The organism is Nonomuraea sp. NPDC003707, from assembly GCF_053587055.1.
Genome location: NZ_JBSFNK010000031.1, coordinates 155,470 through 176,642 on the forward strand (window position 1 = coordinate 155,470; position 21,173 = coordinate 176,642).

Annotated in this window: 24 protein-coding genes; 11 read left to right on the top strand and 13 right to left on the bottom strand. The window is 69.6% G+C overall.

Going from position 1 to position 21,173, the window contains the following annotated elements:
* Positions 1–37: 37 nt before the first annotated feature.
* The 3 genes from ACWDRB_RS50360 to ACWDRB_RS50370 form a co-directional block, all read right to left on the bottom strand.
* Positions 38–961 (bottom strand): RNA polymerase sigma-70 factor, encoded by a 924-nt coding sequence (locus ACWDRB_RS50360; RefSeq protein WP_449907046.1) that lies wholly within the window; start codon positions 959–961, stop codon positions 38–40.
* A complete protein-coding gene (locus ACWDRB_RS50365; protein WP_449907050.1) occupies positions 958–1,890 on the bottom strand; it encodes an NAD-dependent epimerase/dehydratase family protein in 933 nt (310 codons plus the stop codon). Before ACWDRB_RS50365 ends, ACWDRB_RS50360 begins: the two co-directional genes overlap by 4 nt.
* 79 nt (positions 1,891–1,969) lie before the next feature.
* Positions 1,970–2,878: an RNA polymerase sigma-70 factor gene (locus ACWDRB_RS50370; protein WP_449907053.1), complete on the bottom strand. Its 909-nt coding sequence runs from the start codon at positions 2,876–2,878 to the stop codon at positions 1,970–1,972.
* 136 nt (positions 2,879–3,014) lie between these two features.
* On the opposite strand from ACWDRB_RS50370, the gene ACWDRB_RS50375 reads away from it, so the two are divergent.
* Positions 3,015–4,355, top strand: a complete 1,341-nt coding sequence (locus ACWDRB_RS50375) for an FAD-binding oxidoreductase (RefSeq protein ID WP_449907056.1) — start codon at positions 3,015–3,017, stop codon at positions 4,353–4,355.
* Positions 4,356–4,446: 91 nt separating this feature from the next.
* Here the strand turns inward: ACWDRB_RS50375 and ACWDRB_RS50380 are convergent, their stop codons facing one another.
* Both ACWDRB_RS50380 and ACWDRB_RS50385 read right to left on the bottom strand, forming a co-directional pair.
* A complete protein-coding gene (locus ACWDRB_RS50380) occupies positions 4,447–5,214 on the bottom strand; it encodes an SDR family NAD(P)-dependent oxidoreductase (RefSeq protein ID WP_449907059.1) in 768 nt (255 codons plus the stop codon).
* A 139-nt stretch (positions 5,215–5,353) separates the two neighbouring features.
* Positions 5,354–6,511, bottom strand: a complete 1,158-nt coding sequence (locus ACWDRB_RS50385) for a hypothetical protein (protein WP_449907062.1) — start codon at positions 6,509–6,511, stop codon at positions 5,354–5,356.
* Between the two features lie 441 nt (positions 6,512–6,952).
* Between ACWDRB_RS50385 and ACWDRB_RS50390 the strand changes: the two genes are divergently transcribed.
* Complete coding sequence (locus ACWDRB_RS50390; RefSeq protein WP_449907065.1) at positions 6,953–7,879, top strand: aminoglycoside phosphotransferase family protein; 927 nt, start codon at positions 6,953–6,955, stop codon at positions 7,877–7,879.
* Positions 7,880–7,891: 12 nt separating this feature from the next.
* On the opposite strand, the gene ACWDRB_RS50395 is transcribed toward ACWDRB_RS50390, so the two are convergent.
* Both ACWDRB_RS50395 and ACWDRB_RS50400 read right to left on the bottom strand, forming a co-directional pair.
* Positions 7,892–8,176 carry a hypothetical protein gene (locus tag ACWDRB_RS50395; RefSeq protein ID WP_449907067.1) on the bottom strand — a complete coding sequence of 95 codons (285 nt, stop codon included), beginning with the start codon at positions 8,174–8,176 and terminating at the stop codon, positions 7,892–7,894.
* Positions 8,177–8,292: 116 nt separating this feature from the next.
* Positions 8,293–8,982 (bottom strand): TetR family transcriptional regulator, encoded by a 690-nt coding sequence (locus ACWDRB_RS50400; RefSeq protein WP_449907069.1) that lies wholly within the window; start codon positions 8,980–8,982, stop codon positions 8,293–8,295.
* A gap of 94 nt (positions 8,983–9,076) precedes the next feature.
* Between ACWDRB_RS50400 and ACWDRB_RS50405 the strand changes: the two genes are divergently transcribed.
* From ACWDRB_RS50405 to ACWDRB_RS50425, 5 genes are all read left to right on the top strand, one after another.
* Complete coding sequence (locus ACWDRB_RS50405; RefSeq protein WP_449907072.1) at positions 9,077–9,988, top strand: SDR family oxidoreductase; 912 nt, start codon at positions 9,077–9,079, stop codon at positions 9,986–9,988.
* 31 nt (positions 9,989–10,019) lie between these two features.
* A complete protein-coding gene (locus ACWDRB_RS50410; protein ID WP_449907075.1) occupies positions 10,020–10,784 on the top strand; it encodes an SDR family NAD(P)-dependent oxidoreductase in 765 nt (254 codons plus the stop codon).
* A gap of 57 nt (positions 10,785–10,841) precedes the next feature.
* Positions 10,842–11,774, top strand: a complete 933-nt coding sequence (locus ACWDRB_RS50415) for an SDR family NAD(P)-dependent oxidoreductase (protein ID WP_449907078.1) — start codon at positions 10,842–10,844, stop codon at positions 11,772–11,774.
* 139 nt (positions 11,775–11,913) lie between these two features.
* On the top strand, positions 11,914–13,032 hold the full coding sequence (locus tag ACWDRB_RS50420; protein WP_449907082.1) for a serine hydrolase domain-containing protein: 1,119 nt from the start codon (positions 11,914–11,916) through the stop codon (positions 13,030–13,032).
* Between the two features lie 109 nt (positions 13,033–13,141).
* Complete coding sequence (locus ACWDRB_RS50425) at positions 13,142–13,612, top strand: hypothetical protein (RefSeq protein ID WP_449907085.1); 471 nt, start codon at positions 13,142–13,144, stop codon at positions 13,610–13,612.
* 166 nt (positions 13,613–13,778) lie between these two features.
* Here the strand turns inward: ACWDRB_RS50425 and ACWDRB_RS50430 are convergent, their stop codons facing one another.
* From ACWDRB_RS50430 to ACWDRB_RS50440, 3 genes are all read right to left on the bottom strand, one after another.
* Positions 13,779–14,063, bottom strand: a complete 285-nt coding sequence (locus tag ACWDRB_RS50430; RefSeq protein ID WP_449907088.1) for a hypothetical protein — start codon at positions 14,061–14,063, stop codon at positions 13,779–13,781.
* Positions 14,057–14,647, bottom strand: a complete 591-nt coding sequence (locus ACWDRB_RS50435) for a hypothetical protein (RefSeq protein WP_449907091.1) — start codon at positions 14,645–14,647, stop codon at positions 14,057–14,059. The genes ACWDRB_RS50430 and ACWDRB_RS50435 overlap by 7 nt, the downstream gene beginning before the upstream one ends.
* 866 nt (positions 14,648–15,513) lie before the next feature.
* Positions 15,514–16,257 carry a DUF6461 domain-containing protein gene (locus ACWDRB_RS50440; protein ID WP_449907094.1) on the bottom strand — a complete coding sequence of 248 codons (744 nt, stop codon included), beginning with the start codon at positions 16,255–16,257 and terminating at the stop codon, positions 15,514–15,516.
* Between the two features lie 286 nt (positions 16,258–16,543).
* Here ACWDRB_RS50440 and ACWDRB_RS50445 point away from each other — a divergent pair, with 286 nt between their 5' ends.
* From ACWDRB_RS50445 to ACWDRB_RS50455, 3 genes are all read left to right on the top strand, one after another.
* Positions 16,544–16,963, top strand: a complete 420-nt coding sequence (locus ACWDRB_RS50445; RefSeq protein WP_449907097.1) for a hypothetical protein — start codon at positions 16,544–16,546, stop codon at positions 16,961–16,963.
* Positions 16,960–17,154 (top strand): helix-turn-helix transcriptional regulator, encoded by a 195-nt coding sequence (locus ACWDRB_RS50450; RefSeq protein WP_449907101.1) that lies wholly within the window; start codon positions 16,960–16,962, stop codon positions 17,152–17,154. The genes ACWDRB_RS50445 and ACWDRB_RS50450 overlap by 4 nt, the downstream gene beginning before the upstream one ends.
* Before the next feature lie 302 nt (positions 17,155–17,456).
* Positions 17,457–19,085, top strand: coding sequence for an alpha/beta hydrolase (locus ACWDRB_RS50455; RefSeq protein ID WP_449907104.1), 1,629 nt, complete (start codon positions 17,457–17,459; stop codon positions 19,083–19,085).
* Positions 19,086–19,169: 84 nt separating this feature from the next.
* On the opposite strand, the gene ACWDRB_RS50460 is transcribed toward ACWDRB_RS50455, so the two are convergent.
* Complete coding sequence (locus ACWDRB_RS50460) at positions 19,170–19,319, bottom strand: hypothetical protein (protein WP_449907107.1); 150 nt, start codon at positions 19,317–19,319, stop codon at positions 19,170–19,172.
* Between the two features lie 375 nt (positions 19,320–19,694).
* Positions 19,695–20,417, bottom strand: a complete 723-nt coding sequence (locus ACWDRB_RS50465; protein WP_449907109.1) for an Lrp/AsnC family transcriptional regulator — start codon at positions 20,415–20,417, stop codon at positions 19,695–19,697.
* 64 nt (positions 20,418–20,481) lie between these two features.
* Between ACWDRB_RS50465 and ACWDRB_RS50470 the strand changes: the two genes are divergently transcribed.
* The gene (locus ACWDRB_RS50470) at positions 20,482–20,874 is read left to right on the top strand and encodes a hypothetical protein (protein WP_449907112.1); all 393 of its coding nucleotides are present in this window, start codon (positions 20,482–20,484) and stop codon (positions 20,872–20,874) included.
* 135 nt (positions 20,875–21,009) lie between these two features.
* Here ACWDRB_RS50470 and ACWDRB_RS50475 read toward each other — a convergent pair.
* A partial coding sequence (locus ACWDRB_RS50475; RefSeq protein WP_449907127.1) for a helix-turn-helix domain-containing protein occupies positions 21,010–21,173 on the bottom strand: 164 nt, incomplete at its 5' end.

The window sequence follows — 21,173 nt, forward strand, 5'->3', positions numbered from 1 at the left end:
CGGCTGCCCCAGGTCCGGGGGCGACCGGCTCTTGCGGTCAGTTCTCCGGCCGGCGGGCCTGGGTCGCCTCGCGGAGGGTCGCCCAGGCGTCCGCCACCGGGCCCACGTGCTCGAGCTTGTCGGGGTTGAGCATCGTACGGATCGCCTGGACTCGTCCGTCGAGGACGTCGAGCGTCCAGGTGTTGACGACCTTGCCGTCCCGGTCCCGGAAGATCGCGCCCGGCTGGCCGTTCATCTGGTGCGGCTCCACCACGCCACCAATGCGGGCGAACAGCGGGGCGAGCGCGGCGAACACCCGGACCACGTTCTCGGCGCCGAAGACGCCCGTACCCCACTGCGGGGCCTTGCCGCCGCTGTCGGCGACCATGTGCACGTCGGCGGCGAGCAACGCCCGCAGCCCCTCGACGTCGCCTTCCCGGAAGGCGTCGAAGAACCGTTCGGCCAGCTCCTCCCGCTCCTTGCGGTCGGCCTCGAACCGGGGCCGGCCCGCGTCCATGTGGCGGCGCGCCCGCGCCGCGAGCTGGCGGCACGCCGCCTCCGAACGCCCCACCGCCGATGCGACCTCGCCGAAGCCGAACCCGAACACCTCCCGCAGCACGAAGACCGCGCGCTCGAGCGGGCTGAGCCGTTCCAGCAGTAGCAGGGCCGCCATCGACAGCGAGTCGGCCAGCTCCGCCGAGCGCTCCGGGTCCTGGTACGGGTCGGCGAGCAGCGGCTCGGGAAACCACGGCCCGACGTACTCCTCGCGCCGGACCCGGGCCGAGCGCAGCACGTCGATGGCGATCCTGGTCACCACGGCCGCCAGGAAGGACTTGGCCGAGACGGGCTCGGTCGGGGAGGTCTGGTAGCGCAGCCAGGTCTCCTGGACCGCGTCCTCGGCCTCGCTCACGCTGCCGAGGATCCGGTAGGCGATCGAGAACAGCAGCGGCCGCAGCTCCTCGAACTCTTCGGCGCGGGTCATGCCAGCTCTTCCTTGAAGCCCTGCCGCCATGAGGGGTAGCGCAGCTCCCAGCCCAGCTCCCGCTTGGCCTTGGCGTTGGAGAAGCCGCGCCCCTCGGTCATCATCGTCACCGCCACGTCCCCGGCCAGCGGGCGGGCCAGCCAGGCGGGGACCCGCATCGGCCGCTTGGCGCCCGCGCAGCCGGCCAGGTAGGGCAGCCACTCGCCGGCCGGGGCCGGTTCGTCGTCGACGATGTTGAACACTCCCCTCGCCCGCTGCTCCACGGCCAGGACGGTAGCGCTCGCCGCGTCGTCCAGATGCACCCACGAGCAGTGGCCGGCACCGCTCCCGACGACCGGGAACTGCCGCTTGCGTACGGGCTCGACCAGGTCGTCCGTGGCGCCCGGACCGTAGAACCAGCCGTACCGCAGGACCGCGCCCCCGGCCTTGACGACCATGTCCTCGACATGGCCGATCGCCTTCATCCCGGGCTCCGCCGGCGTCCCCGTCATCGGGTCCACCGGGTCCTGCTCGGTCTTGACCCAGCCGCCCTCGCGGATGCCGTTCCAGGCGCCGTAGCTCTGCGCGACGAAGCCGGTCACGCCGGTCGCCTCGGCGGCGGCCAGCAGGTGATCCGTCCCCTCGGTACGCAGCCGGTTGGTGCCGGCGAACCACCGATCCATGTGCTTCATGTCGGGCTTGCCGGCGTGTGCCACGGAAATCGCGGTCATCTGGTGGACGATCGCGTCCGGCCTGGCCTTGGCCACCGCCTCACCGACCGACACCGCGTCCAGCCCGTCCATCACGACCGCCTCGGCGCCCAGCTGCTCCAGCAAGCCCCTCTTGGCCGCGCTCGTCGTCGAAGCCGTCACCTGGTGCCCCCGCGCCACCAGCAGCGGCACCAGCCGCTGCCCCAGAACCCCGCTTCCACCGGCCACGAACACCCGCATGATCATCACCTTTCCGAACTCAGAACCCGTTTCCGCAACCCGAGACGAAACAGCCCGCCCGGCTGTGACATCGCCGGGCTCAGCGGTGCAGGGCGGTCTCCTGCTCCATGCGCGCCAGCTTCTCGGGATTGCGCACGGCGTAGAGGCCGGTGATGAGGCCCTCCTCGATGCGTACCGCCATGACGGTGTCGATCTCGCCGTCGAGCCGCAGGACCAGCGCCGGGTAGCCGTTGACGTGCGCCGCCTGCAGCGAGGCCGCGGGGCTGATCCTGCTCAGCACGGGAGCGATGTTGCCGGCCCCCACGACGGGCGCCAGCGCGGCCTGCTTGATTCCGCCGCCGTCGGTCAGGAGGACGACGTCCGGCGCGAGGATGTCGAGCAGGCGTTGCAGATCGCCGGTTTCGACCGCCCGCTGGAACGCCGCCAGCGCGTCCCGGGTCTCGGCCGGGGAGACGATCCCGCGCGGCCGGCGCGCGGCGACGTGCGCCCGTGCCCGGTGGGCGATCTGGCGGACCGCGGCCGGGCTCTTGTCGACGGCTTCGGCGATCTCGTCGTAGTCCAGGTCGAACACCTCGCGCAGCACGAAAACCGCCCGCTCGGTCGGCCCCAGCGTCTCCAGCACCAGCAGCATCGCCATCGAGACGCTGTCGGCCAGCTCGACGTCCTCGGCCACGTCGGGCGCGGTCAGCAGCGGTTCGGGCAGCCAGGGGCCGACGTAGGACTCCTTGCGCCGGCCCAGCGTACGCAGCCTGCTCAGCGCCTGCCGGGTGGCGATCCGGACCAGGTAGGCGCGCTGATCCCGTACGTCGTCAAGATCGACGCCCGCCCACCGCAGCCAGGTCTCCTGCAGGACGTCCTCGGCGTCGGCGGCCGAGCCGAGCATCTCGTAGGCGACGGTGAACAGCAGGTTGCGGTGGGTGAGGAACGCCTTGGTGGCGGCGTCCGGGCTCATGTCCCCGCCGCGGTCTTCGGGCGCGGTGTGCGGCATGGGTGGCTCCTGTTCGCTCTTGACTGTGTCATCCACCAGACGCCGGACCCCGCCGTTTTGTGACGCCGTGGCCCTTGTGACACACCTCACGTACTCCGCGCTGTCACAAGGATCGGCTCGCCGGCATCTCGTGTTCATGAGATCAGCACTTGACACCCTGCGCCGCGACTTCGGCGGCGACATCATCGAGCCGGGCGCAGCGGAGTACGCGTCGGCCAGCCGCTCGGTACTGACTTCGGGCAGTCCAGCTTATGTTCTGCGGCCCAAGAGCGTCGCGGACGTGCAGGCGGGCGTCAGGTTCGCCGCCGGCAGCGGGCTCCTGCTGTCCGTACGCGGCGGCGGCCACGCCTTCGCGGGCTTCGGCACCAACGACGACGGCATCGTGATCGACCTCAGCGGCCTCGCGCAGGTGGAGGTCATCGACAAAGAACGGCACCTCGTACGGATCGGCGGCGGCGCCACCTGGGGTCAGGTCGCGACCGCCCTGGCCCCGCACGGCCTGGCGATCTCCTCGGGCGACACCAAGAGCGTCGGCGTCGGCGGGCTGACCTTGACCGGCGGCATCGGCTGGAAGGTCAGGAAGTACGGCCTGGCCCTGGACAGCCTGGTCGCCGCGGAGCTGGTCACGGCGGGCGGAGAGGTCGTGCGCGCGAGCGCGGAGGAGAACCCGGAGCTGTTCTGGGCGATTCGCGGCGGTGGCGGCAACTTCGGGATCGTGACCGCCTTCGAGTTCGCGGCACACCCGACGACGGACGTCTTCCACGGCAGGATCGCCTTCCCGGCGGCGGAGGCGGCCGGCGTGCTCCAGGGCTGGGCGGACTACCTCCGCACCGCCCCCGAAGAGCTCACCTCCATCGCGAGCTTCGCCAACCCCTTCGCCGGCGGGCCCGAGGCGCCGGTCGAGGTCTTCGTCACCTTCGACGGCGATGACCCGGAGCTCGCCGCGCGGGCCCTCGACCCGATCCGCCGGCTCGGCACGGTGATCGACGACGACGTCGTGCTGAAGCCCTATGCGGACACGCTCGTGGACGGCGCGACCCCGCCGCCCGGGATCCGGCTCGTCACCCGGAGCGGCTTCGCCGGCAAGGAGTCCGTGCCCGAGGTCCTTCGGATCCTTGCCGAGGTCGGGGCGTCGGAGGGGTCGCCGTTCATCGCCGTTCGCAGCGTCGGCGGTGCGGTGTCCCGAGTCCCGGCCGACGCCACCGCCTACGCGCATCGCCGGGCGGAGTTGATGTTCGTGACGACCACTCTGGGTCCGGGGCCGGTCGTGGAGGCCGCCCGTCCTGCTCTGGAAGCGATCTGGGCGCGGCTCGCACCTCACGCCGACGGCGCGTACGCGAACTTCCTGGCTTCCGCCACCGAGGAGGACGTCGCCGCCGTCTATCCGACGGGGACCTATGAGCGGCTCGCGGCGGTCAAGCGCCAGTACGACCCCGGCAACCTGTTCGCTCACAACCACAACGTCCGGCCTCAGTAGGCCGTCCGCCAACGGGGGCGGGCCCCACGCACGGAGTGTGCGTGGGGCCCGCCTTGATCGGCGTGCTCGAACACCCACCGCTGCCTCGGGGTCACCAGGGCATCGGGCCGTTCTCGCTGAAGAACCCGCCGGTCGGCCCGTCCGCGCCGAGCGCGGCCAGGCGGACCAGGATCGCGGCGCCCTGCTCGGTCGTGAGATGACCGCTGTGGTTGTTGATCTCCGTGTCCACGTAGCCGGGGTCGGCGGCGTTGACGAGGATGCCGTCCTTGCGCAGCTCGTTGGCGTACTGCACGGTCAGCGCGTTCAGCGCGGTCTTGGAGGGCGAGTACGCGGCCGACGCCGGCAGCGCCGTGAACGGGCCGTCCGGGTCGCTGTTGAGGGTCAGCGATCCGGCGGCGCTGCTGACGTTGACGATGCGTGGCGCCGGCGAGCGCCGCAGCAGCGGCAGCATGGCGTTGGTCACCGCGATCACCCCGAGGACGTTGGTCTCGAACACCGCCCGGACCATGTCCAGGTCGACGGAGCTGGGGCCCTGATCGTGGGCGTCGACGGGCGTGACCTGCCCGGAGCCGGTGATACCGGCGTTGTTGACCAGCACGTCGAGGTGGCCGAAGCGCTCCTCGACCTGCTCCGCTGCCGCCCGGGCCGTGGCCGGGTCGGTGACGTCCAGGGTGACCGCGTGCGCGTCGCCGCCCGCCGCCCGCAGCGCCGCGGCGGCCTCCTCACCGCGCCGCGGGTCTCTGGCGCCGATCAGGACCGTCATGCCCAGCGCGGCGAGTTGCCCGGCGGCCGCACGGCCGATCCCCTTGTTCGCCCCGGTGATCAGCGCGATCTTCCGATGCGTGGCGTGCTCGCTCATGTCCAGCTCCTTGCTATGGAATGGTGCGTTCCTTCGCTTTCGGAACCCGAGACGAGATGGCCCACCCAGCTGTGACATCCGGCCTGGGCAGACGGGACTCTTCGGGACCGGCTGGACAGCCACCTCGCTCAACTGCACGTCACGGGGCAAGCGCCGCTGAGGCCTTGAGCGCTGCCTCGATCTGCTTGCGATCTCCCGTGTGGTGGATTCTCGTCAGCAACCGCCGCAGCGCCGCGGGTGCCTGCGGGCCGGGGATGGTCCCCAGGGCGCGCACCGCCGCCGTGGCCACCTTGGGCTCGGGAAAGTAGGCGAAGGTGTCGTACGAAGTCCGCAACACCACCGCCTCCAGTGCCGTCACCGCTGCGGGCCCCTCAGTCAGCGCCGCCATCCAGACGACACCTCTCGCCAGATCGTCGTTGCGCTCGTCCAGTAGCACCTGTTGCTGCTTTCCGTGGCGCCGCATCGTGGTGGGACCGCACTCCAGCAGCCCGGCCAGCGCTCGTCGGCCGAACTCCCGGGTGCCCTCTCCAAGCGCCAGGTCCATGCACGTCCGCCGCCACGCGGCCGTCGGAAGACCCGACGCCAGGGTGGCCAGATGAATGATCAGCTGGACCAGGTGCGGCATCGGTTCGACGCCGAGCCACTCCCTCAGGCCCTCTGCCCATCGATCGCGGGGCACGAGCACCGAGTCGGGCAAAGCCGTCGGCGGCCCGTCGGCCAGCGCCAGGTAGGACCGCATGGCCTGAGGCAGGCGAGCACGGTCGGCGCCACGGATCCCCCACGCGGATGGCAGCGTCTCCTCAACGGCGCGTAGCAACGGAGCAAGCTCTCGAAGCTCCGGCTCTCCGAGCCCTTTGAGCGAGGCCAAGGCCAGCTTGACGCATGTGACCCATCGAAAGCCCCGCTTCTGGTCGGCGGCGGCCAGACGCCACAGGACGCTCGCCTGCTCGGCAGTCCAGCCCAGACGCCGCCTGGTGGCGCGTTTCAGTATGTCGTCGAAATCCGCATAAGGGTCCTCTGGCCACAACACCACGCAGAGCGCCGCGGCGCACAGGGCGGCGTCGTCCGCTTTCTCCAGCCGCCGGGCGACGTCCTCCTTGATCCGCGCCCGGGTGGCCCAGCATTCGTCCCAGTCGTCCTTGTGCTGAGTCCGCAGGGCATGGGCTGTGGTGGCCCGCTCGTCGCCGAGGTGGTCCACGAGCCAACGGGCAAGGTCCACCGCCGAAGTCCGAACGTGATCGAGACCGTCATCACGGCGAAGGATTTGCTTCAACTCGTCCAACTCGTCGTCGCGCATGGAGTGCACTCTTCCAGGCAGGACCGACGGTCGCAGCCACGAGTGCCGGGGACAGGTGAAGCGGGTCCGTCCCCTCGGGCGAAAGCTTCGTGGAGGATGCGGCCCAGCCGCCGACCTGGCCGAGCTCCTGGGCGTGACGCGCCGCTGCACTGGATCACTTGCCGTCAACGCCGGGTGCCGCCGGCGCGGCGGGACCGGCCGGCCGTTCTTGCTCCGGTAGCAGGAGGCTAACACCGAACAGGAGTTGCTGCAGTAGACCTGATTCCGGCGTGGGTGCAGTTCCTCCTGAGGGAGTAGTCGGCCGGGGTCACCAACGATCAGATGTGATCGCGTCCGGGTAGGTTAGGTGCATGCTTTGACGCCTGCCCGGTAATCGGGCCCCTCCGTCACCTCTTTCGTTCGTCGCAGATCGACCCTGGACCCACGAAGGAGATGCCTTTCATGAACACGTCGACCTCCATCGACGTTCCCGACCTGTTCGCCGCGTCTTATGGCGCGAACGGTGCCGAGGCGCGCGCTTGGCTCGCCGATTTGCCTCGCCTCGGCGGCGAGTTCCTGGACCGCTGGCGGCTGCGGGCGGACGGCCCGGCCACGCACGGCATGGCCTCGCTGGTCCTGCCCGTACTTCAGTCCGACGGGACACCCGCTGTCCTCAAGCTTCAGCAGCTCCGGGAGGAGACCGTCGGCACCGCCCCCGGGCTGCGGGCGTGGCAAGGCGACGGCATTGTGCGCCTGCTCGACTATGACGAGCAAAGCGGTACGCAGTTGCTGGAACGCCTGGATGCGGCCCGGCCGCTATCCTCGGTGACCGACGATGACGCGGCCATGCAGATCCTGGCCGAGCTGATGGCCCGCTTGACCTCGGTTCCTGCCCCAAGGGATCTGCGACGGTTGTCCGACGTCGCCGCGGCCATGCTCGAGCAGGTCCCGCAGGCCGTGTCGGCACTGCGCGACCCTGGCGAGCAGCGGCTGGTGCGCACCTGCGCGTCCGCCGTGGCCGAGTTGGTCGGCGAGCCTGGCGATCGCCTGTTGCATTGGGATCTGCACTACGACAACGTCCTGGCCGGGGAACGGGAACCCTGGCTGGCCATCGACCCTGAGCCGCTGGCCGGCGATCCGGGGTTCGAGTTGCTGCCGGCACTGGACAACCGGTGGGAGGAGGTGGAGGCCACCGGCGATGTGGCTCGCGCGGTGCTGCGCCGCTTTGACCTGCTGACCGAGGTCCTCGATCTCGACCGGAGGCGGGCAGTCGGCTGGAGTCTCGGCCGCGTGCTGCAGAACGCACTGTGGGATGTCGAAGACGGCAAGACCACCCTCGAACCTGCCCAGGTCGCCATCGCTACGACACTGCTGCGCCGGCGAGAATGAGCATTGGGGCGATCAAGCGGTGAGGTCGCGCTCCTCCCGGTGGCGGGCATGGAGACGGTGCGGGCGCTGCTGCTGCCGGCCGAGGATGACGACGACGGTGCGGCCGAGTGGCGGGCCGCGCTGCTCGACCGGTACGCCACGGTGCGGCCGTTCATCGAGCTGCTGGCCGCGGTGATCCCGTGGGGCTGCACCGAGGCCGGCGCCCGGGTGCTTGCCGCGTTGCGCGGTTTGGCGAAGGTGATGGCCGCCCGCATCGGCCGGCTGCGCGCCGTACTCGGCCCTCTCGCGGCCAAGCACGGTTGGGACCTCTCCGAGGTGCCTACGGACAACTGGAGAAAAAGCCCCTGGGCCCGGGAGCTTGATCTTCGGCCTGCGTCCAGCCGGGCGCATCCCTTGGTGACGTCTGCCGGTGCTCAGGCATGCGGGCTCGCGCTCGTCGGCTCTTTCTGGCGGGTGAGGAGCCCGGAAATGGTCACTTCTGCCGTCCGGCGCATCACCTCGGTGAAGTCGAGTCGCATGGCGGCCAGGGCCGGGTCGGAGGCGTAGGCGGCCAGCATCGCCTCTGATGGCCGGTCGCAGGGCCAGGCGGCGGTGGCCATCAGCAGGGTCACTTCCACCACCCGGGGCGCGCCGTGGGCGCCGAGTTCGGGCACGTGCCGCAGGACCAGCTGGACCAGCGCCTGCATGGAGTGCTTGGCGGCGTGCTTGTGCCGGATGGCGACCTCGGTGGAGATGTTGTGCTCCAGTACTGCGGCCTGCGCGCTGATCAGGTCGCACAGCACCGGCCGCTGCGCCATCGACTCGGCCAGAATCTCGGCCAGCCGGTCACCGCGCTCTCGCGGCGTGCCCTCGCTGGGCTGAAACGAGCGCTCCAGCTCGGCGATCCAGTCCTGGACCTCGGCGTCCAGTAGTTGGAGCAGGACCGCCTCGCGCGAGTCGAAGTAGCGCAGCACATTGACCTTGGCCAGGCCGACGCGCCGGCTCAGTTCGTTCAGGCTCAGCTTCGCGACCGGCATCTCGGCCAGCATCGCGGCCGCGGTCTCCAAGATCTGCAGGCGTCGTTCGGTCCGCTGCTCCTCGTTGCGGGCGCGCTTGAAGTTCACGGGCCCATCTTACATACCGCTGGTATTTTGCGAAGATACCGGTGGTGCGTTAGCCTGCGGAGACAAGAAACCGGCAGTACTTAAGAGGTGCGTCATGTACCAGGTTCCTCCCCAGCAGGGAAAACTCGCCGTGGTGACCGGCGCGAACAGCGGAACCGGCAAGGCGGCCGCGACCAAGCTGGCCGCGGCCGGGGCGCGGGTGATCATGGCGGTGCGCACTGTCGCCAAGGGCGAGCAGGCGCGGGCTGAGATCCTCAGTGCCCACCCGGCAGCAGAGGTGGAGGTGCGGCGGATCGACCTGGCCGACCTTGCCTCGGTCAAGGAGTTCGCCGACGGCCTCATCGCCGACGGACGCCCGCTCGACATCCTGCTCAACAACGCCGGGGTCATGTTCCCCCCGGTACGGCACGAGACCGTCGACGGCTTCGAGCTGCAGCTGGGCAGCAACTTCCTCGGCCCGTTCGCCCTGACCGTGCGGCTGCTGCCGCTGCTGCTGAAAGCGCCCGCCCCGCGCGTGGTGACCATGAGCAGCGGCATGGCCGCCCGCGGCGAGATCGACTTCGACGATCTGAACTGGGAGAAGAGCTACGAACCGATCGGGGCGTACGGGCGTTCGAAGCTGGCGGACCTGCTGCTGAGCCGGCACCTGGCCCGGCTCGCGACCGAGCGCGGCTGGCCGCTGCTGTCAGCCGGGGCGCATCCCGGTGCCGCGGCCACCAACATCGCCGCCTCTGGCCCGAGGCTCGGGGGTGAGCCGAGCCTGATGTTCCGCATCGCGTTGAAGATCACCCCGCAGCACAGCGCGGAGGCCGGCGCCGACCCGATGCTGTACGCCGCGACCGCGCCCGGCGTGACGCAGGGCGGCTACTACGGCCCCCGCTGGGGACTGATCGGTGCCCCTGCCATCGCGCGGCCCCCGAAGAAGGGCCTCGACCGCGACGTCGCCGCCCGCCTGTGGGCCGAGGCCGAACGCCTGACCGGCGCCGCCCTGCCCGCCACCCTCTGATCACTCACCAAGCGAAAGGCACCACCAGAAAATGTCATCTCTCTTCGGCAAGGTGGCCCTCATCACCGGCGGCAGCAAGGGCAACGGCCTGGGCATCGCCAAGGCCTACGTCAAGCAAGGCGTGGCCGTCGCGATCACCGGCCGCAACGCCGACGCCCTGGCCCAAGCCAAGGCCGAGCTGGAAACAGTCGTCCTCGACGCCCGTGTGCTCACGCTCACCGCGGACAACAAGGACCACGAGGCCGCCGCGCGGGTCGTCTCCCAGACCGTCGAGGAGTACGGGCGGCTGGACATCCTCATCAACAACGCCCAGGAGTTCCGCACGGGAATCGCGCTTGAGGACCTGAGCTGGGACGACATGATCTCCACCTACGAGTCCGGCGTGTTCGCGACCTGGCGGTTCATGGCGGCCGCGCTGCCACACCTGAAGAAGACCGAGGGCACCGTCATCAACATGGGCTCCGGTGCCGGCGTGCAGTCGGTTCCCCACCACGGCGCCTACGGCTCCAACAAAGAGGCCATCCGCGGCCTGTCGCGCATCGCGGCCCGCGAGTGGGGCCGGCACAAGATCACCGTCAACGTCATCAACCCCTACGTCGCCTCCGCCGAATCCGAGCGCTACGAGCGCGAGCACCCCGACGTCATCGCCGACATCCTCAAGGGCATCGCCCTCGGCCGCATCGGCGATGCCGAGCAGAACGTCGGCAGCCTCTGCGTCTACCTCGCCAAGCCCGAAGGCAAGTACATGACCGGCTCGACGTTCGACGTCGACGGCGGCGCCTTCATCCGCCCCTGACCCACCCGCAGCCACCGCACGTACCGATCACACGACCCTGAAGGAACACACGACATCATGACCGACCAGCTCAACATCCCGTTCACCAAGGAGAGCACCGCCGATGACGTCATCGCGGGTGTGGACCTGACCGGCAAGCGCGCCATCGTCACCGGCGCCTCCTCCGGCCTGGGCGCCGAGACCGCGCGCGCCCTCGCCTCCGCCGGCGCGGAGGTGACCCTCGCGGTCCGCAACCTCGACGCCGGCCGGCAGGTCGCGGCGGACATCACCGCGAAGACCGGCAACGCGGGCGTGCACGCCCGCAGGCTCGACCTGGACGACCGCGCCGGCATCGACGCGTTCGTCGCCGCCTGGCAGGGGCCGCTGCACATCCTGGTCAACAACGCCGGGATCATGGCACTGCCCGAGCTGACCCGCACCCCCCAAGGGTGGGAGCAGCAGTTCGCGACCAACCACCTTGGCCACTTCGCCCTCACCACAGGCCTGCATGACGCCCTCGCCGCGGCCGGCGGTGCCCGCGTCGTCGTGGTCAGCTCGGCCACCCATCAGGCTTCCGGGATCGTCTTCGACGACATCCACTACGACAACCGCCCGTACGACCCGTGGCAGGCATACGGGCAGTCCAAGACCGCGAACATCCTCTTCGCAATCGAGGCCGCCAAGCGATGGGCCGGCGACAAGATCACGGTGAACGCGATCGAGCCCGGCGCGATCTACGACACCGGCCTGCTGCGGCACGTCGAGATCACTCCCGAGTTCCAGCAGATCGTTGACGCAACACCGTGGAAGACGGTCGAGCAGGGCGCCGCCACCCAGACCCTGCTCGCGGCCTCCCCGCTGTTGGAGGGCGTCACCGGCGGCTACTTCGCCGATTCCAACGTCATCGCCAAGTCCGAGACGAACCCGGACGGCCTCGCCCCGCACGCCGCCAATCCCGACGCTGCCGCCCGCCTGTGGGAGCTGTCGGAGAAGCTGCTCGACCAGCAGTGACCCCCGGCCCGGAGGCGGCGCGTTCGTCGCCTGCCGCCTCCGGCCGTGCCCCGCGACGACAGCGCACGACCCCGACCGATCCCGAAACCGATGGCCACCACCGAGGCCGGCAGGAGACCCGATGCAACCACAAGGAAGCGTGAAATCCGGATTCGACGCCGTCCGCGACACATTCGCCGAAGCGCTCGGCAACGGCGACGAGGTGGGCGCCGCGATCGCCCTGGACGTCGACGGCGAGACCGTCATCGACCTGTGGGGCGGCCACCGCGACCCCGAGCGCACCTCCCCCTGGACCAGCGACACCATCGTCAACGTCTTCTCCACCACAAAGATCGTCACCGCGCTCGCCGTCCTGGTCCTCGCCGACCGCGGCACCATCGACCTCGACGCGCCGGTGGCCACCTACTGGCCCGAGTTCGCCGCAAACGGCAAGGACGGCATCCTCGTCCGGCACATCCTGGGCCACACCTCCGGCGTCTCCGCCTGGGAACAACCCATCACCATCACCGACGTCTACGACCTGCCGACCTCCACCGCCCGCCTGGCCGGCCAGGCACCCTGGTGGACTCCCGGGACCGCGGCCGGATACCACGCGGTCACCCAGGGACACCTGCTCGGTGAGATCATCCGCCGCGTCGACGGGCGGTCCCTGACCCGATTCGTCGCCGAGGAACTCGCCGCGCCGCTTCGCGCCGACGTGCAGATCGGCGCCCACGAAGGCGACTGGCACCGCATCGCCCCCGTCATCCCACCACCGCCGATCCAGTTCGACATGGCCGCCATCGACACGACCAGCATCGGGTTCCGGACGATGACCGGCCCCACCCCCGACGCGGAACTGGTGAACACCCCGCAGTGGCGACAGGCCGAGATCGGCGCCGCCAACGGCCACACCAACGCCAAAGCCCTCGTCACCCTCCTGCGCGCCATCGCCCTGGGCGGCACCGCCGACGGCGTCAAGATCCTCTCGCGGCCCACCATCGAGCGCATCTTCGACGTTCAGGCCGACGGCCCGGACCTGGTCAACGGTGCCGTCATGCGCTGGGGCATCGGCTTCGGCCTCACCCCCGTGGCCACGTTCCCATGGCTGCCCGACGGCCAGGTCTGCTGGTGGGGCGGCTGGGGCGGATCCATCGCCGTCATCGACCTCGACCGGCGAGCCACCTTCAGCCACACCCCGAACAAGATGGGGGGTGGTGGTCTGACCGGGTTCGAGAGTGCCGGACGGTACCTCGCCGCCGCCTACGACGCCCTGTAGTCGTCGTTCACCATCGCGGGCCGCCGCTCCGCACTCGCCACGCCCTCCGCGTTCAACCCGCAACCAACGCGTCAACTCATGTACGTGATAATGGCTCATTATCACGTACATGAGCGATCATGGCGGCACGGCGACCAGGAGAACCCTTCGCGGTGGAGGCGTCAGCCTCGCCGCGGCCGCCGACGCCTTCCTCGCCACCCCGCGCACCGCCAACCCCATCACCCACCGCGCCTACGCCTCAGCCATCGACCGCGTCACCGCCCGGCTCGGCCGCAACCGGCCACTCGCCGACGTCACCGACACCGAGATCGGCGCCGCACTCACCGAGCTGTGGAGCGCGAGCGCGCCGGCGACCTGGAACCGCAACCGAGCCGCCGTCACCTCCTGGCTGCTCTGGTGCCAGACCAAGAAGCACTGGCCCGCGCCCTCGGTCCCGGCCGAGGCCGAACGCCGCAAGGAGAGCGCCGACGAGACCCGCGCGGTCGCCAAGACCACCATCCACCGACTGCTGTCCCGCCGCGACATCCCGCTCCGGGAGAAGACGCTGCGGCGGATGCACGGCGGTTACGCCAAGGTGTAGCCCGTGCCGCGTCGTACGGTCACTCCCTGGTCGAGCGCGGCCTGCTCGACGTCGTCTAGTTCCGCGGCGCGGAGGAAGTCGGCGACCTTGCCCGGCATGTCGAGGGTGACCGGCAGCTCCGGTGCGGGGACGTCCTCCTACAGACACCCCTGGCCGTCCACAGCCACTACGTCGAAACACCGGGCGAGTGCGGCCGGGCGGTCATCGACGTGTTCCGAATCAGGGACGGAAAGATCATCGAGCACTGGGACGCCTCGCAGGACGTTCCGGAGACCTCCGCCAACGACAACACGATGCCGCCGGTGCGCAGCACCGCCTCCTTGACGTTCTCGGCCAGCCACAGCGCGAGCTTCGTCGCGTCCAGCATCGTGCAGGTGCGAAAGCCCAGGTGCGTGCGGATCTGACTGCGGTGGTATTCGATCGTGGCGCCGATCTCAGAGCGTCTCAGCAATCAACCCCGGGCACGTCGCACACCTTCACGGCCATCTTCCGCGCCTGCCCGACCAGGCCGCGGAAGTCCTTCAGCGGCAGGCTCTCGGACACTCGGCCAGTCTCTCCGACGATGTACAGCGTGGACCCGCGCCGCATCGCGACGTACCTGAAGGAGGTCTCGTGGTTCAGCCTGCCGGCCCGCAGCGCCTCGTCGCCCGCGGTTGCGGGCTTGGTGAAGAAGCGCGAGCGGCGCAGGTAGCCCTTGTCCACGACCGCGCAGCGCGCCAGGCGCGTCCGTAATTGCCGCATCGCCCGCTCGGCGTACGCGACGTTCTTGTAGAGGACGAGCTGCTCGTCCTTCATGTCCATGTCGTCATCCGAGGTGTAGACCATTGTCCTGACCGCCACGCGGCCTGTGTCCCACGCCTTGCCGGTGTCGCACGGGTTCAGCCGCAGGGCCTTGCCTGTGGAGTCGCTCTTCTCGTATGCCTCCCCCGACTTGGCAGGTGGGTGCGACTCCATGAACAGCGTCCCCTTCGGCAGCCCGCCAAGGGTGCCCACGACCGCCGCCGTTGCCAGCGCGGCAATTCCCGTATGCAGCATCAAGCCTCCCTGTTGATCTACAACGGGTACGACTCCGGCTGGCTCCGTTTTGTTCGCCTCTCTGTGAGGCTCCAAGAAACGGTCCGGGTGGATGTCACCGAACCCTTCCGTTCCTGGTGGCGAAGTTCGGCCCCTATGTCGATCGAAGCAGCTGAGAGGATGCCACGATGCTTCCCGGTTACAGCGCCGAGTTACCACCCGGGCCCCGGCGCTCCGCGATCCGGCCTGAGTCTGGCGGCGTCGGAGGTCTTCTGCGGGGTCTGCGCGCTGGGTGGGTTCGGCTGCGGGGACAAGTGCTACCCGTGCGGACCGTTCGGGTGGTTCGAGTGCTGCGACAGTGTCTGCACGGAGCCGGCGCCCGGATTCACGGCGCCCGATGTGATCCTTTCGGGGTGAGGCCCGGGTGCTGGTCGTATCCGGCCGGAATTTCCCGCTTGCTGCCTGGCAGCTGTTCTCGGAAGTGCTGAACTGGCCGTACGGGACCCGCAGGGCCGTGTTCTCGGAAGCTGCTGGCCTGCGAAGGCAGCCGGCAGCGGGAATTTCCGGTCAGATATGACAACTGCCGCCAATTGCATCTGATGCGAATTCGCGCCAGTTTGCGAATCGTCGCCGAAGAAGCATCCCAGCAGCGGCCGCCCGCGGCGCCGCCATCCGGCAGCAACTCCTGGAGATCCCTGCTCCCGTCGTCGCTGATGCCCTCGGCTATCACGACAAGACCACCACTCGGCTCCTCAACGAGGGCGGTGGCGCCTGGTCCCGCTACGCCGCCGGGGAACACGGAACGTCACCATAAAGCCTTACAGGAACGACAACTTACGACAGCTGAATAGGCGAGCCCACCAGTCAGTACCGAAGGTCCATGGGGGTTAAGCGGCGCCGTGATCAGACTCAGGGCCGCTTACCGCTTTCAGTTGCTCGAGTAAAACGCCGAGGCTGGTCCCGCGCTGAGGCTCTTGTGACGGTGGCAGGTCGGCGATCGCGCCCACCAGGAGTGGTCCGTCCAGCAGGTCGGCGGTGAACGTCACGCCGGTGAGGCGGGCCGCCATTGCGAACATCCGCGCGAGGCCATGCCGGGACAAATCGTCGTAGCGCTGGTCCCAGTCCTCATCCGAGCCCTCCTCCAAAGGCAGGCCGAACTCGCGCATGAGGCCGGCGAGCCGGTCGGTGTCGGCACCGGAGCGATGCTCGGGAGAAGTCGGGTCGAAAGCCGTGAGCACCATGCCGTCCGCGGCGTAATGAAAGTAGTCGCAGGCGTAGTCATGCCGTAAGACGGACACCACGTCGGTGCCGGCCGACAGCCGCGCCAGCGTCGGGTTGTCCGTCCCCGACCAGCCGCACGGTTCCACCGCCGCGCACCCGTCGCCGGCGGCGACCACTCCGACATAACCACCACCGTCACCGCCGCCGGTCGCCACCGTGAAGTCGGAGACCGCCAGCCCCAGCTCGGCGAAGCTCATCTGCGTGCTCGTGCGGGCGCCGAACCTGCGCAGCACCTCGGCCGGGTCGAGCCCGCGCAGCAAGGTCACGCAGTAGATCTCGCCGAGCAGGTTGCCCCGACCGCCGTACGGCGGTTGCAGCCAGCGGAACGGCGTCAGCGCATCGATCGTCATGTCGCGATCTTGGCAGGCCCTACCGACATAGTCAGGCCCACTTCGCCCTTCCGCGCGCACCTGCTGTCCGAGAGCCCGCCGACATCACGGAAAGTCACTACCACGGCCCTCGGCATCGAGAACTCGCGCTAGTCGAATAGGTGACTCCACCAGTACAGGACCCCTGACCGTCCCATGGTGCCCTGACCAGGGATCGACCCGGCCGACGTAAAGTACACTTGACATCACGGCGGCCCCTTCCTACCGTGTCAAGTGTCCTTTACTTCTCGCCGCAGGAGGGCGACCCGTGCAAGCACACACCACAACCGGGGACTACCGGGAGTCGACCAAGGCAACCGTTCGGCTCGTACTCTGGACACTCGCCTGGACGGCGACCCTCGCCTTGGCCAAGTTCGGTCCCGACCTCTTGTGGGACCCTCAGCAACCGGTGGCAAGCTGGGCCGCGGTCGCCGTCAACCTGGCCGTCGGCATCGGATGGATCGTCGCCTTCACTCGCTTTCTTCAGAGAGTCGATGAGTTGCAGCGCAAGGTCATGCAGGAGGCCCTGGCCATCTCCCTCGGAGCAGGGTGGGTCGGCGGATTCGCCTATGTCGTCGCGGACACCGCCGGCCTCATCACTTACGACGTCAACGCTGCAGTCCTGCCCGCGCTCCTGGGAGTCGTCTTCTTGATCGCCTTCGCCGCTGGCATGATCAGATACCGATGAAGAACCGCATCACGGAACTCCGGGCCGAACGCGACTGGACACAGGCTGATCTGGCTCAGCGGATCAGCGTGTCGAGGCAGACGATCATCGCGATCGAAAAAGGCAAGTTCGACCCGAGTCTTCCCGTCGCCTTCCGCCTCGCCAAGGCGTTCGACCTGACGATCGAAGAAGTTTTTCTCGACGAGCAGTAGAACATCATCCGAAGTAGCTGAACACCAATCGGACGGCCGCGGAAGCACCCGCGCCGGTAGATCGCCCATGCGATCCCGTACGTGCGTGCTCGGAAAGAGCATCTGTCATCGCCGGCATGGCTTACGCGAATGGGCCCGGCCCGACGGCCGGTCGCCCTACATCTCGGCTGAAGTGCCCCACGAAACCATTCCGAGCAAGGGCTCGCGTACCCGGCAGTGCCGATTCGCCTGTCAGCAAGAAAGCATCTGTTCCTAAGAACAAGGAGTGGTCGGTGCGATTAAGTCTGCGATCAACGCTGTCAATGTTCATCTCCGCGGCGATGGTGACCACCACGACGGCAGGCGCGGCCATGTCGGCCGAGGCCCTGATCGGCACGCTGGAGGCGGTGGCCGAAGCCGCCGGGCCGGCCAAGGGAGCGACGGCCCCGGTCTGGGGCGAGTGCCCGCCGGTGGAATCCGGTGTCCCGCGCGATCCTCGCCAGCAGTGCGCGACTCTGCGGGTGCCGCTGGACTACCGCGCCCCGCGCGGGCGGACCATCGAGATCGCGATCTCCCGCATCGCGACCGCGCAGCCCGGGACGCGCCGCGGGATCCTGCTGTCCAACCCCGGCGGTCCCGGCGATCAAGGCCTCGACCTGCCCAGCGCGCTGGCGACCGTGCTGCCGCCGGAGGTCCTTGATCAGTACGACCTGATCGGGTTCGATCCGCGAGGAATCGGCCACAGCACCCCGGTCACCTGCGGGATCGACCCCGCGACCCCCCGGTCGCATGTGCTGCCCTACCCGGCGCCGGACGGCGGCATCCAGCGCAATGTCACCTTCGCGCGAACCACCGCCGCCGCGTGCGCCGAGCACTCCGGCGATGTGCTTCGGTTCGTCACCACGGCCAACACCGCCCGGGACATGGACCGCATCCGAGCCGCGCTCGGCGAGCCGAAACTCTCCTACTACGGCACCTCCTACGGCACCTACCTGGGAGCCGTCTACCTCTCGCTGTTCCCCGGCCGCAGCGACCGGATCGTGCTGGACAGCGCCGTCGATCCGGGCCTGGTGTGGCGGGACATGTTTCGGACCTGGAACGAGGCGGTCGCGCTGCGCCTGCCCGACTTCCTCGCCTTCGCAGCCGAGCGGGACGCCGTCTACCACCTCGGCGCGACACCGGATGAGGTGCGGCGTACCTACAACCGGCTGACCGCGGCCCTCGACGAGCGGCCCCTGCCGAACCCGGGCGGCCCGGAGCTCGACGGCAACGCGCTGCGCGAGATCACCCGATGGTTGCTCTACTTCGACTTCGCCCTGCCGAGCCTGGCCGAATTCTGGCAGGAAGTGGCGGAGGCCGTTTCCACGGGATCAGCCGTGGACGCCGCCCCTGTGGCGCGCCTGGCCCGGCTGGGCTCCGCCGGGGGTGTCACGGTCGGCGACCGAGCCGGGACGGCGGACGTACCGGCGGACAACCGCATCGCCGCTCTCTACGCGGTGGTCTGCGATGACGTCGCCTGGCCGCGCGACGTGACGTTGCACGCCCGGCAGGTCGCGGCCGACCGGAAGGCGTGGCCCGTGACGGCGGGCATGCCCTCGAACCTCTGGCCGTGCGCGGCGTGGCCGACCCGGCCGGTGGAGCCGCCGGTGACGGTCACCGGCAACGGGCCGCGCAATGTCCTGATCCTGCAGAACACCCGCGATCCGGCCACGTCCCTGCGCAGCGCACGCGGCCTGCGCGCCGCGCTCGGACGGCGGGCCGCCATGATCACCGTCGACCAGGGCGGCCACGGCGTGTTCGGACTGGGCAGCTGCGCCGACGAGGCGACGAACACCTTCCTTGCCACCGGGGCACTGCCGGCGCGGGACCGCTTCTGCCCGGCTCCGTCACCGGCCGACACCGCCGCCCGCTCCGCGCCCTTGCCGTACATACCTCCCATGTGGCCGCTGTAGGCCCGTCGTCTGTGGAGTGCCGTGTGCCGGTTCACCAGGTGTTGACGAGGCGTCGGTCCGCCCGAACGCTCAAAGCCCCCGCCGTCAGTCCTCGTCGTCGGCGCCCAGGACGCGGTAGACGCTGGCCAGGGAGGGGTTGCGGCCCTTGTTCTTGCCGGTGGGGATGACCAGCCTGGCCGCGATCTCCGGCACCAGCACCCCGCGCCCGCGCAGGCTGCGGGCATAAGCGATCATGTCGTCGAACACCCTCGGGCGGCCACCATGGCGGCCCCGCTCGCGCGCCGAGGCCTGGCTCTCGGCCTGTCGGTGAGAGTGCTGCAGTGAAGTACATTCCGGGGCCGTCGTACCAGGTCACGCAGGGTGCGTGCCGAGCAGCCAGAGCGCGGTTTCGGCTGGGGACGGTGAGGAGGCGACCATGGCCACATTGGCGCACACGCTGTCATCGGGGCATTGACCTGCAACGATGTACGTTCGGGAACCGGACGGAATTTGGTTCTGATCGGTCAGGACTGCCGCATGTACCGGAAAGCAAGATCCTTACTGGCAGGCCGGCCCGCCGCGTCGGCTTCGTTCTCCACGGAACCGTTGAGCAGGCTCGACCCGCGGTCGCTAGGCCGGCGGCGGCACCAGACGGCCGTGCTCGATCAGCGACGTGGCCTGCTTGAGGCGGCGGACCCGGATGCTGACGCTGTACCCGATGATGCCGGGGACCGCCGCGAAGCGAGTGGTCAGGTAGCGGTAGAAGTCCTCGGTGTCACGGCAGTAGAGGCTGGCCACGATGTTGTGGGTGCCGCTCGTGGCAGCCGCGTAGGAGACCTCGTCATGGCTCACCAGCTCCTCTCCCACCTGGGCGAGCCTGTCGGATGCCACCTGTAGCCAGAGGATGGCGTTCAGTTGATGGCCGAGCAGTTCGGGCAGCACTTCCACGTCATAGAGCAGGGTTCCGGAGCTCTCCAGCGCTTCCAGGCGCCGGACGACCCGGGCCTTGGACCAGCCGGTGGCTTCGGCAAGCTGGACCAGTGTGGCCCGCCCGTCCTCGGCAAGGGCGGCGAGCAGAGGGGTGTCCTTATCGACGGGCGGCAGCAGCGGGCCGGAGGGAACGGGCGGCCGGTGTGGTTCGAGCAAGTTCAGCTGCCCGGCGCTCAGAGGCTCGCCGTAGGCGGTCCAGTTGCGGCCCGTTCTGCTGAAGTGGTGGATGATCAGGTTGGTGGTGACCTCCCGGACAGCGGCCGCCCTGGGCAGTAGCTGCAGTAGCTGCTGGCTTGAGGGGCGCAGCGGCGCGCTGATGAAGCAGACGATCTCGAGGCCGTCCGTGAGGGTGGCATACGCCACGTCGGGGCGCTGGACGAGGGAACGGACGAGCGGATCGACGTGCTCGGGGTGGCAGTGGATCCGGGTGAGCCAGCGAGCGTGGCCGTACGAGCGGGCGGACCTGCTGCGCGGGCTGGCCGCTGGCGCGGTGGGGTTCCTGACCAAGCCGTTCAGCGTGGACGAGCTGGTGGCGACGCTGCGCGAGGTGCTGCGTGGCGGCTGTCCCATCGCCGCGGCGATCATGGCGTCGCTGCCGCCACCGGGCACGGCGCGGACCGCGCCGGCTCCCGCGATCAGCCTGTTCACCGAGCTGGAGGCCACGGTGCTCCGGCACCTGGCCGACAACTTGTCCACCCCGCAGATCGCGGCGGCCACCGGCTTCACCGTCCAGGAGGTCACCGAGCTCCAGGCGCTCATCGTGGAGAAGATCAAGCTGCGCACCGCCCTGCAGGACAGGGGACACCGGCTCGGCTCCTGACGGACCGCGGCCGGGCCCCAGGCGCCGGGCCTGCACGGCGAACGCCTTCGGTTACGCCATGCGGGTGGTCCCGCGCGACGACCTCCTCACCTCGGTGGTCGGGCTGGGGTCGTGGCCGTCGCCTGATGCGCCCGCTCAGTCGTCGACGGCCTGTACCGCGGCGGCGATCGGCTCGAGCCCCGCGGCCAGTTCGTCGAGCTCGTGCGCGGTGAGCAGGTCGTATGCCGGGGCTGCCAGCTCGTCGGTGAGCTCCTCGATCCGCTGCCTGGTCTCCCGGCCGGCGTGGGTGAACCGGCCGG